The following is a 12,023-nucleotide window of genomic DNA, read 5'->3' on the forward strand; positions in this document are numbered from 1 at the left end:
TTTATCCTTACCACTATCCGCGGCCTTTATATTGCTGCGGCATTATTTGTACAAGATTAACTTGGCTCAATCAGGCTAGAAAATCGGTAGCCTGTTCCACGTACTGTCTGTATCAATGTATCACAGTCATAAGGTCGTAGTAATTTACGTAGACGTTTGATATGCACATCAATGGTTCGGTCTTCGATATATACATTGCCGCCCCATACCTGATCGAGCAGCTGCGTTCGTGTATAGGCGCGCTCAGGGTGACTCATAAAAAATGCTAATAGGCGATACTCTGTAGGCCCAACATCAACGATTTTACCTGCAGCTGTCACGCGCTGACTCTTGGTATCTAAACTTAACTGTCCAATTTCGATAGGTTTATCGCTACTCATAGCACTACTGCGGCGTAGTACGGCTTTGATTCTAGAAATCAGCTCACGAGTCGAAAAAGGCTTGGTCATATAATCATCTGCGCCTGCATCTAAACCATGAACTTTACTGTCTTCTTCACTTTTTGCCGTTAGCATAATGACTGGTATTTCAGAGAGTAGCTCGTCGTTTTTAAGCATACGACAAAAATCCACACCGCTCTTGTCACCCGGCAACATCCAGTCTAACAGTATCAGTGACGGTCTATGATCGACCACTTGCTGATGCGCCTCTGACACGTCAGCCGCTTGCAAGCTATCAAACCCAGCCATTTCTAGCGTCATGACAACCATTTCACGAATCGCAGGCTCATCTTCCACAATCAAAATTTGCTCATTATACATAGGACATTCTCGGTGTTAGCGGACAAAATCTAGCATGTAAAAAGGCGATATATACTCACCAGTCTCTACCTATTAAACGGATTAATTATGACAGCTTGATGACACTCTAAAATCAGATTTCTAGTAAAAAATTGAGCGGCCCATCATTGACGCTCGACACTTGCATATCAGCACCAAACTGACCAGTTGCCACATTTGGGTGCTTAGTTTTGGCATAATCGACCAGTTGTTCAAATAGCGCTTGCGCCGCAGCAGGTGCCATCGCACCACCGAAGTCTGGTCGGCGACCTTTGTCTGTTTTTGCCATCAAGGTAAATTGTGAAACTAATAATAGCCCACCAGCAACCTGCTGAACGTTTTTATCCAGTTTACCAAATTTAGCAGGATCATCGTCATTTTCAAAAACGCGATAGGTCAATATTTTGTCAATCATACGCTGTGCAGCGGCAAAATCGTCTTCATGCCCTAAGCCAATATATGCCAATACCCCATGCCCAATCTCACCAATACACTGCTGATCGACGACCACACTAGCCTGCTTCACCCGTTGTATGAGTGCTTTCATTTACTAATTCCTTAACAGATTATGGCCATACAATAATATGCTGTCCATGATAAAATACCGTCATTAACTTAACTATTATTTCTTACATTACACCTTATTTTGGTAGCCTTATTATGAATGTATTTACCACCTTACAACAGCTTGTGCCGCAGCAAAAGCTCAGTAAAGTCGCTGGACGTTTGGCCGCCAGCCGTCACCCTTATGTCAAACGCACCTTTATCCGTAGCTTTGCCAAAGCTTATAATATCAGCTTAGACGAGTACGAGCGCCAAAGCCTTAACGCTTATGAAAGTTTTAATGACTTTTTTACCCGTGAGTTAAAAGAAGACGCTCGTACCATCGACGCTACTGTAAACGGCATCGTGAGTCCTGCGGACGGTATTATTTCTCAGCTAGGACAAATCGAAGACCATAAACTACTACAAGCCAAAGGCCGTCACTATGATGTCGGCCAATTGCTTGCTGATAGTGAAGATGGCAGTTATTTCGCTGATGGTAGTTTTGCAACTATCTACTTAGCACCTAGCAATTATCACCGTGTGCATATGCCGTTTACTGGCACATTGACCAAGACTCGCTATGTACCTGGTACACTGTTTTCGGTCAACAATACTACGGCGGCTAACGTGCCGGACTTGTTTGCACGTAATGAACGTCTGGTCTGTATGTTTGATACCAAGTACGGCAAAGCAGCTGTCGTGATGGTTGGTGCTATGATTGTCGCTGGTATCGAAACCGTCGCGACAGGCAAGATTGCTCGTACTGACGACATATTCGAGTCTGATCATGACATGCAGTTTGCAGCAGGCGAAGAGCTCGGACGCTTCTATCTAGGCTCAACGGCTATCGTAGTATTACCAAAAGCAGCAAAGGCTGACTGGCTAGATGGTATGCAAGCCAATAGCGTCGTGCAAATGGGTCAATTGCTAGGAATGGCAAACGCTTAATAACATGCTTGTATAAAAGCACTTAAAGTATCAGCCCAGTTAAGCGTAAATTATCATGCTTAATTGGGCTTTTTTATGCCTGCTACTTATGCAGATTTACGCATCAATCAGCCAGCCTTGCTGAGTTGCATACTCAATATTATGTGAGAGCCAATCATGAATAGGAGGAAAGCTGTCTTTGATAAATGCATGCGCACCTGCCACTTGCGAGCGCGTAACGCCAAGCTCAATCCACGTTTTACCGTTGGTATTTAGATTGAGCAAAAACGGCAATAAGCGGTCGACCACTCTGAGTAACTGACTTTCTTTGCTACTTCCTGTTTCCTGCGCTTCCCAAACCTTACTCAAATCACTAATGCCATTGCCTCGCTCACGTTGCAATCTGGCAATGCCTGCACGCTCTTCGACGTGTGCATCAGTACGGGTATCGGCATACAAAAAAGTATCGCCCGCATCAATCTCACCCAAATCATGAACCAATGCCATCTTCAGCAATTTTTCATGATTGACGTCTAGCGCAAATAATTCAGCAATCGACCAACAGGCCATCGCTAAATGCCAAGAATGTTCGGCAGAGTTTTCTTTACGAGAGGTCTGTGTCACATAGCTACGGCGATTCACGCGTTTGAGCGCATCTAACTCCAATAAGAAATGAGTGACATCGTCGATGTCGATATGTGAAGTAGATTTGGAATTAGTGAGTGATATAGAGCTGGCTTGCGACATTGATTTTCTCTGGTTTTCTCTAGTTATTGGTTTTAAATATTTATGAGTTCTGGCGATTTTAAATTTCATTGTTCAAGATATTATAGTTAGTTTGATATCTAACAATGGTTAAAAGACTATTACCGTTACCAAAAAAATAGCGCTTATTTTACCAAGCGCTATCTATTATAAATTAGAAGATAAATGGTTAAATTGACATTTATCCAAGCCTTTAAGCACCTAGATATTAGCCACCTACTTGATCAAATTAATAATGGTTTTAAACGCAGGATCTTCGCTGCTACGGCACAGCTCAAATAAGATTGATTCGACAGTACTGATTACCCCGCCCGCACGGCGAATACGACGAATTGCTTGCTTTTTATCATAAGGAAAACGAGATCCCACCGCGTCGCCAATGATGACAGGCTGCATACCATTATCCAATAAATCCAGGGCCGTCTGCATAATACAGACATGAGCCTCAGCACCAAAAAGCAGAACAGTACTACGGTTCTGCTGCGCTAGATGGTGCCATGAATCATTATTATCACAGGCACTAAAAGTAACCTTTTCAAAGCTCTTGGCATTATCTCCTTCAAGTACGTCGCGCAGCTCTGGTAAGGTATCGCCCAAGCCCTTTTTATATTGTTCATTGAGCATGATTGGAATATTGAGCGCTTGCAGCCCTTTAATCAAGGTAACGGTTTTTTTGACGATATTTTCGTGGTCATAGATATGCGGCGTTAAGCGTTCTTGCACATCGACAATCATCGCTTGGGTATTCTCACGAGCGATTCGATAGGTGCGATCATTAATCATAGTAGACATAGTACACTCCTTGTACGGCTGACAGTTGCAACTAAAAACTATTTTAGAATTATCATAAACAGTGCCATGGTTCATGTTTCTCTTATTTAGTCATAGTTTCATGAATGCGTCAATGGAGATAATTTTTAATCGCTGTAATACTGTGTTTTTTGAATCCGTGTTTTATTAGCTTACCAACCATTAATTTAACCTATAAAAAAACCTCCAGCCGTTATGACTAGAGGTTTTTCGTTAGCGAGTAGCTATTTATTAAGTGTTCAAATAATCTTGTTTATATAAATAAGATTAAACACGCTCGATAATAGTAGCAATACCTTGGCCAAGACCAATACACATTGTCGCTAGACCGATTTCAGTATCTGACTGCTCCATTGCGTTTAGCAATGTCACTGTGATACGAGCGCCCGAACATCCTAGTGGATGACCTAGAGCAATGGCACCACCGTTGATGTTAACGATGTCTTGCTTGTCAGATAGGTTCAGACCTTTTAATACCGATAGACCTTGAGCAGCAAATGCTTCGTTTAGCTCGATGGTTTGCATGTCATCGATGCTCATGCCAGCACGCTTCAATGCTTTTTGGGTAGCAGGTACAGGACCATAACCCATAATAGCGGCATCACAACCAGCCACAGCCATACTACGAATACGAGCACGTGGCTTTAGACCTAGATCTTTGGCTTTTTGTGCGCTCATTACTAGCATTGCTGACGCACCGTCAGATAATGCAGATGACGTTGCCGCTGTTACTGTACCGCCTTTTGGATCAAACGCTGGACGTAGCTTTTGCATTTGCTCCATCGTTGCATCTGGACGAATCACTTCATCAACCGTACATAGTTGCAGACGACCAGCAGCATCATGACCTTCGATACCGATGATTTCATTGTCAAAACGACCCTCTACCGTTGCAGCCCATGCGCGGCGATGTGACTCAAGACCAAACGCGTCTTGCTCTTCGCGCGTGATGTTGTTCATACGACCTAGCATTTCAGCAGTCAAGCCCATCATGTTTGACGCTTTTGCATAATGCTTAGAAGCAGCAGGGTTTAAATCAACACCGTGCATCATGCCTACGTGACCCATATGCTCAACACCGCCGATGATGAATACATCACCTTGGTTGGTCATGATTTGTGCAGCAGCAGTATGTAGCGCCTGCATAGAAGAACCACATAGACGATTAACCGTTTGGCCACCAGCAGTTTTTGGGATACCAGCTAGCAAACCGATGTTACGACCGATGTTCAAGCCTTGCTCTAGCGTCTGGTTGACACAACCCCAGATAATGTCTTCGATATCATTGGTATCAAAGTCATTACGTTCTACTAGCGCACGTACTAGTTCCGCTGACATGCTGTCAGCACGTACATGACGGAACATACCGTTTTTGGTTTTGCCCATTGCCGAGCGTACGCCATCTACGATGACCACATCTTTTGGACTTAAAGTTGTCATACCATATTCCTTTTCAATTTTTATTGTCAGTGTAGTCAACCCAATTTACGACTATTACCTTGTTAATCCCACTCAAAGTACAATAGGTACATTTGCGCTTGATTTACTCGTAATAGTCTTAAACTGAATCAACTATGATCGTACGTTCGCTATTGGAGACGATTCATGTCTCAATTGCTTTCATGCAAAATAGCAAACGTACTGCACTTCATCCTAGTAATGACTGACTATTACGCTGTTGCGTAAAAAGTCTCGCCTGCGGCTGCCATGTCGCGAATCTTTTGTGGCGCTTCATAAGCTTTGCCAAGATGTGCGTATTTTTCACATAGTGCCAAGTAGTTATCTAGACCCATTTGGTCGATATAACGGCATGGGCCACCACGGAATGGAGGGAAACCTACGCCCATAATCATCGCCATATCGGCCTCGCTTGGCGTACTCACGATGTTGTCTTCTAAGCAGCGTACTGTTTCATTACAGAAGGCTAACATAGTGCGGTCGATGATCGCTTGATCATCAAACTCTTGTTTTTCACTGTCTGTTGTGGTTTTTAGCAGCTCATAAGTGGCTTCATCAGCAACTTTCTTTGGCTTGCCGCGCTTGTCCATTTCATACTTATAGAAACCAACACCGTTTTTCTGACCTAGACGCTCGTTCTCATATAGATACTGAATCGCACCTTTATAATCAGGCTTCATACGATCTGGGAAACCATCTGCCATCACTGCTGCGCCATGTACGCCCGTATCTAGACCAACTACGTCGATTAGGTATGCAGGACCCATTGGCCAGCCGAATTTTTCCATAACTTTATCGACATGAGCAAAATCAGCACCTTGCTTCAGTAGCAAGTCAAACGCGCCAAAGTATGGGAACAATACACGGTTTACGAGGAAACCTGGGCAGTCGTTAACTACTACTGGCACTTTACCCATTTTAGAAGCAAGGGCAACCGTAGTCGCGATGGCTTCTTCAGATGATTTCTCACCGCGGATAACTTCTACCAATGGCATACGATGTACTGGGTTGAAGAAATGCATACCAACGAAGTTTTCTGGACGCTCAAGCGCTTCTGCTAGGAACGTAATAGAGATGGTCGAGGTGTTTGACGCTAGGATACAATCGTCTTTTACTAGACCTTCTACTTCTTTAAGTACCGCACGCTTCACGTTTGGATTTTCTACGACCGCTTCGATAACGATGTCAGTTTCAGCAAAATCACCATAGTTCAAAGTAGGACGGATACGGCTTAAGGTTTCACCCATTTTTGCTGGGGTCATCTTGCCGCGTTCTACCATTTTGCCAAGCAGTTTGCTTGCTTCGCCCATACCAAGGTCTAATTGCTCAGACTTGATATCTTTCATGATGATTGGCAAGCCTTTGCTGGCTGCTTGATAAGCAATACCGCCACCCATGATACCAGCGCCTAGTACAGCGGCTTCGTTGATGTCATGTGCTTGTTTGCTATGCTGTTTTGCTAACTTTTTAACTAATTGATCGTTTAAGAACAAACCAACCAAGCTTTCTGCTTGTGGGGTTTTAGCCGCTTTTGCAAAACCAGCCGCTTCTACTTCGATTGCTTTGTCACGTGATAAATTAACGTGCTTTTCAATCGTTTCGATAGCGATTGCTGGTGCTGGGTATTGCTTAGGATTGGCTTTAGCGAAAATAGCACCTTTGGCACTGTTGAACGCCATCGCTTGCTCAAGCTGGTTTAGCTTAACTGGAGCCAATTTCTCTTCACGTTTTGCTTTCCAATCAAGCTCACCTGAGATACATTTTTTGACTAGGTCAATTGCTGCATCTTGCAAGTCATCAGCAGGAACCGTCGCATCAACCAAGCCTAGTTTTAATGCTGCCAATGCTTTCTTTGGGCTACCAGTCGCGATCAGCTCAAGTGCGTTATCGATACCGATGATACGCGTACTACGAACTGTACCGCCGAAACCTGGGAAGATACCTAGCTGAGTTTCTGGCAAACCGATGATGGCTTTGTCACTCATGACACGGTATTCACAAACCAAAGTCATTTCACAACCGCCGCCCATTGCCGCGCCATTGATAGCCGCAACTTTAGGGAATGGTAGGTCTTCAAAACGATTGAAAGCGTCATTAACATGAACGACCCAATCTTTGATCTCGCTTTCTGATTTTTTGAAAGAACCGACGAATTCTGTGATATCAGCACCAGCGATAAACACGCCTTTGGCTGAAGTAACGATAAGACCTTTTACGTTGTCGGCTTTTTCTAACGCACTAACTGCTTCACCAAACTGCTTGTTGGTTTCGGCATCAAATTTGTTCACGCTCTCATTTTCGGCGTTGTACTGCATGTTGGCGATGCCATCCTCTAGCATTGTCACCGTGATGCGATTTCCTTGGTATACCATTTGAAACTCCTTTCTATATAACGAAAGCTACGTTTTGAATTAAAATAAATAGCCAGTTACTGTTAGTAAAATGGGTAATAGCACTGTGCGCTTGTCATGTTATAAAGACAAACATATAACCAGCTCACAAGTGAAGATGTCTTTATTATCCAGCGTTCATCATGATGCACGTATTTTGCGTCTCTTGCATGACATCATATGACGCTTCATTTATATACTGCTGTTGCAGGTACTGATGTTCAAAATATTGACTGAGACTTGGTCTAACACTCGGTATCGACGATTGAACATCCTGAGAAAAAACCCAGTAGGGTCATCATCAGACCATTTTCACGTCAATTAGTGTAGGGGATTATGCCCCTAACTGTCACAAGCTAATACCATACTCGCAAGTCACTCTTAAATCACTTGCAAGCATTTACCTTGCGCTAAAAGTGTTTTAGTGAATAAATGTATACTGAATTGTTAATTTAGATTTATTTCGTGTTGTTGGCTCAATGCACGATATCTTTAGAATGATAGTCCGTTAGCGCTACTTAATAAGTGCCAATTGATCGATGCTACTTGGTCAGTGCTAGTATTTAGTACCATTTTTCTACGGTAATAAGATGAACGTGCCAGCCTAGCTTGCTCTTTTATCAGAACATATTCAACCAGAGAGTGACATCATCCATCGGTAACGAAATCTTGTCGTTATATTGCAGCTAAGATTGCACTGTTTTTAAATAAACTTCGGTAGAAAAACGCAAAAAACAATCAATTGATACCGTGTGTCACATAAGCGATAAGACCTATCATGCTACACTAATAGCGTTTTTATCTTATCCCTAATAAGTTTTACTGTATCCCTGATAAATGGTTGGATTATGACTGTTTCCTTTACTTCTAGCACTACCTCTACTGGCGTTATCCCTTCTAACTTTGTCTCTTTTCAAAGCACTGAGCAGTTTCATGGTGCTGTGCGCGAGCAATTGGCGCAAGATATTGAGGTGTTGTTTGATTATGCCAAGCTTCCTAGCCCGCTAGTAGATGCCTGCCGTTATGTCATGACGGGTCAAGGCAAACTGGTACGCCCACTGATGGTTGCCAGCGCTTTTGCCAGTATTAATAGCAGTAATAATGAACGTACAGACGAGCTTAATGATGATATCGACACTCTCGATACTGATCTGGACGCGCTACTAGAAAACGACTCAGACTATGATATGTCGCGCCGTGCCGCATTGGCAGTAGAGCTATTGCATACCTATTCGTTGGTGCATGATGATTTGCCGTGTATGGACGATGATGAGCTGCGCCGTGGGCAGCCGACCGCGCATATAGCCTTTGATGAAGCAACGGCTCTGCTGGCAGGAGATGTATTGCAAACGCTAGCATTTGAAGTATTAACCGCAGAGATGCCAACTTTTTCGCCATTTAATGCAAATATCGCAAGTCAGCTCATGGCAATATTTGCGCCGCGCGCCAGACGCATGGTGTCGGGTCAAATGCTAGATCTCAATGCCGAAGCCAGCATCAGTATCGCGCAGAATGATTTGGAAGCCATCCACCGTGACAAGACAGGGGCATTGATTGAAGCGGCGATGCTCATGGGCGGCGTCTGTGCTGGTGCAACTGCCCCGCAGCGCATGGCATTGCAAGAATGCGCGCAACATATCGGTCTAGCGTTTCAAGTCCAAGACGATGTGCTAGACGTCACGATGACGACTGATACGCTTGGTAAGCCTGCGGGTAGCGATGAAAAACTAGACAAATCTACCTATGTAAAACTAATGGGCGTCGATGAAGCGACCAGCTATGCGCAATCGCTGTTTAATGATGGGCGCGCTGCTATTATGCGCGAAATGAGTAATGGTGATTTGAACAGTAGTACCGACAACATTGACACAGACAACGACGCACTATTGGCATTAATTGAGTGGCTCTGGTCGCGTAAAAATTAGCTTGTCGAATAGCAGCTGAAAACAGATATCGTAGCAAACTTTATTACCCAAAACGGCAGTGAGTGGTCAACATGGACAGTTCCCCTACCCCGCGTATTTACCTTGGCACTGGTGGCTATAGCGATACCGACCTACTCGGTACGCTGTATCCTACTGGCACCAAGAAGACAGACTTCTTACGTGAGTATGCCAAGCAATACGGGGCGGTCGAGATCAACAGCAGCTTTTACGCACCTATCGGGCAAAAAGCCTTTGCAGGTATTGTTGATAAAGCTTATGTACAAGCCGACAGCCAGTTAAAGTTCGCCGTCAAACTGCATCAAGACTTTACTCATGCACGTAAAGGCACTGCCGAACACGCACAAGCATTTCTAAACGCCTTATCTCCGCTTATCGAAGCAAATGCTCTAGCGCCATTATTACTCCAGTTCCCACACGGCTTTGATCGTACTCGCGAGCATCGTCTCTATCTGGCAGAGCTTGTCAGTTGGTTTCAAGACTATCCACTCGCCGTTGAGTTTCGTCATAACGGCTGGCACACACCGCAAGTGGTCGATAGCTTTCGGCGGCAAGGACTCATTTGGTGTAGTGTTGATTACCCTAAGGTCAGCGGATTACCGCCGTCACGGTTGATATTCACTGAACGCACTGGCTATCTTCGGATGCATGGCAATAACCTAAACTGGTGGGATGCGATGAGTGCGGCCGATCGCCATGATTATCGCTATAGCGAAGCTGAGATGCAGGACTGGGCGCAAGCGATTGCTAATCAGCGTCAGCACTTTGATACGCTCTATATTTTCTTTCAAAATACCGTCAATGCACACGCTTATTATAATATTGCGATGCTGCGAGAAGCGTTGAGTCAGTTTGGGTTTGAGGTGCTATAGGCCTAACAATACAACAATATATAGTTGAAACATTAGTCTAAGGATTGAGAAAAAATGCCCCATTTACACGATATGGAAGAATTGATAAGTAGCATCGAAGATAATCAAGTTAAAGACTACATGAAAGAAGCTATGTCTTGTTATATGGCTAATGCATATAGAGCTTGTATTGTACTAACATATTTAGCTCTTTTTGATGATATTGTTAAGAAACTCGGTGAGCTTGGTAAAGTAAATAAAAAAGCAAAAAGAATATATGATGAAGCTCAAAATAAAATTCATGAACAAGACGTTTATGAGAACTACTTAATTGAGCAACTAGCTTCAAACTCATTAATTCCCAAGCTAGACACTAGTTTTCTTAATATTCTTCGGCAGCTTAGGAATAAATCGGCTCATCCATCTGGACACAGTGCCTCAGCAGAAGAAGCTAGATTTGTATTCTATGAATCTATAAATCGCTTTTTATCTAAGCCTATACTTACCACTACTCAGTTAGTAGACAATATTTTAGCTCGTTTAGATGATCAGCATTTTTTCCCATCAAGTAGCGTAAGCAAAATAGCTGATATCGTCAAAAAGGAAATACTAAATATTCATCAGGAAACATTTCCATATCTTGTTAATAAACTTTTAGATAAATATTTAAACTCTAACTCTGATCTTAATAAAAATTCCGGCTTTTTCTTAAATGGACTCGCCCATTTAAAAGATGATCAACTGTCAAGCTGCTTGAAAAAATATGTTATAGAATCTAAATGTTCAGACTCAAAATGCTCAGGACTTATATTACAAATAGTATCAGTTAACGGTTCTCTGTTATTGAACTTAGAACCAGTTACTTACGATAGATTGAGATCTGTTATCTCCGAAAAAATAAAGAACTTAGATCTAACTTATAATGACTCTGAACTCTCTCATCCATCTATGGTGTTGAGCTCTATACTAGAAAGCTGTGGCGAAAAATTCGTGATTAACCATTTTAAAGATCAATTGACTGAACTTTTTCAGAAAAACATTTTCAGTATTAGCTTCATATCACACATGTCAGGTAATAAAGAAATAACAAAACTTTATTTAGAAGAAGCATATATTCAGGCGGGGTCAGGTGATTATAATATAGCAAATAATTTTTCAAGAAATGTATCTGATATTGACAGCTATTTATCTGAATCATTAACAGAAGAACAAGCTTTCTTGCTCGTTGCTAACATAATGAAGGCAGCAGAATGGGGTGCATGGGCTGCTCAGTCCTTGAAAAGTTCAAAGTTTTCTTCAATTCCCAAAATAAGGAAGGCTTCTATTGATTATCTTCAATACGATAAGGTAGCAGCTAAGGCTAATTACAAGGAGCTTGGACATAGTGATGAAGACTTTAATAATTTAGTTCATGAACAGCTTTTCGACCTTGATTCATAGTCAGCTTGCAATTATGGTTTAAAGACATGATAGCTCAAACTTATATATCAAACTAAAAAAGGACACCTCACCGTGTCCTTTTCTTATCCAAACCCTCAATAGCTAAAAACTCCC

General features: G+C 42.7%; 10 protein-coding genes. 4 read left to right on the top strand and 6 right to left on the bottom strand.

Annotation, left to right across the window (positions count from 1 at the left end):
• Window positions 1–56: 56 nt before the first annotated feature.
• The gene (gene phoB / locus HCZ91_RS11365; protein WP_057761786.1) at window positions 57–761 is read right to left on the bottom strand and encodes a phosphate regulon transcriptional regulator PhoB; all 705 of its coding nucleotides are present in this window, start codon (window positions 759–761) and stop codon (window positions 57–59) included.
• Window positions 762–873: 112 nt separating this feature from the next.
• Entirely contained in the window at window positions 874–1,326 is a 453-nt protein-coding gene (gene dtd, locus HCZ91_RS11370) for a D-aminoacyl-tRNA deacylase (RefSeq protein WP_179799481.1), read from the bottom strand.
• Window positions 1,327–1,439: 113 nt separating this feature from the next.
• Between dtd and asd the strand changes: the two genes are divergently transcribed.
• The gene (gene asd / locus HCZ91_RS11375; RefSeq protein WP_179799482.1) at window positions 1,440–2,273 is read left to right on the top strand and encodes an archaetidylserine decarboxylase; all 834 of its coding nucleotides are present in this window, start codon (window positions 1,440–1,442) and stop codon (window positions 2,271–2,273) included.
• A gap of 96 nt (window positions 2,274–2,369) precedes the next feature.
• Here asd and HCZ91_RS11380 read toward each other — a convergent pair whose 3' ends face one another.
• The 4 genes from HCZ91_RS11380 to fadB all read right to left on the bottom strand — a co-directional run bounded on the left by HCZ91_RS11380 (window position 2,370) and on the right by fadB (window position 7,657).
• The gene (locus tag HCZ91_RS11380; RefSeq protein ID WP_179799483.1) at window positions 2,370–2,999 is read right to left on the bottom strand and encodes an HD domain-containing protein; all 630 of its coding nucleotides are present in this window, start codon (window positions 2,997–2,999) and stop codon (window positions 2,370–2,372) included.
• Between the two features lie 234 nt (window positions 3,000–3,233).
• On the bottom strand, window positions 3,234–3,809 hold the full coding sequence (locus HCZ91_RS11385) for an isochorismatase family protein (RefSeq protein WP_101205330.1): 576 nt from the start codon (window positions 3,807–3,809) through the stop codon (window positions 3,234–3,236).
• Between the two features lie 285 nt (window positions 3,810–4,094).
• A complete protein-coding gene (gene fadA, locus HCZ91_RS11390; RefSeq protein ID WP_179799484.1) occupies window positions 4,095–5,267 on the bottom strand; it encodes an acetyl-CoA C-acyltransferase FadA in 1,173 nt (390 codons plus the stop codon).
• A gap of 230 nt (window positions 5,268–5,497) precedes the next feature.
• The gene (fadB, locus tag HCZ91_RS11395) at window positions 5,498–7,657 is read right to left on the bottom strand and encodes a fatty acid oxidation complex subunit alpha FadB (RefSeq protein ID WP_179799485.1); all 2,160 of its coding nucleotides are present in this window, start codon (window positions 7,655–7,657) and stop codon (window positions 5,498–5,500) included.
• Window positions 7,658–8,523: 866 nt separating this feature from the next.
• Here fadB and HCZ91_RS11400 point away from each other — a divergent pair.
• The 3 genes from HCZ91_RS11400 (at window position 8,524) to HCZ91_RS11410 (ending at window position 11,909) form a co-directional block, all read left to right on the top strand.
• A complete protein-coding gene (locus HCZ91_RS11400; RefSeq protein WP_179799486.1) occupies window positions 8,524–9,600 on the top strand; it encodes a polyprenyl synthetase family protein in 1,077 nt (358 codons plus the stop codon).
• A gap of 71 nt (window positions 9,601–9,671) precedes the next feature.
• A complete protein-coding gene (locus HCZ91_RS11405; protein WP_179799487.1) occupies window positions 9,672–10,490 on the top strand; it encodes a DUF72 domain-containing protein in 819 nt (272 codons plus the stop codon).
• Between the two features lie 54 nt (window positions 10,491–10,544).
• Entirely contained in the window at window positions 10,545–11,909 is a 1,365-nt protein-coding gene (locus HCZ91_RS11410) for a hypothetical protein (protein WP_179799488.1), read from the top strand.
• Window positions 11,910–12,023 lie beyond the last annotated feature (114 nt).

The sequence above is a fragment of the Psychrobacter sp. BI730 genome, assembly GCF_013414195.1.
In the GTDB taxonomy this organism is placed as follows: domain Bacteria; phylum Pseudomonadota; class Gammaproteobacteria; order Pseudomonadales; family Moraxellaceae; genus Psychrobacter.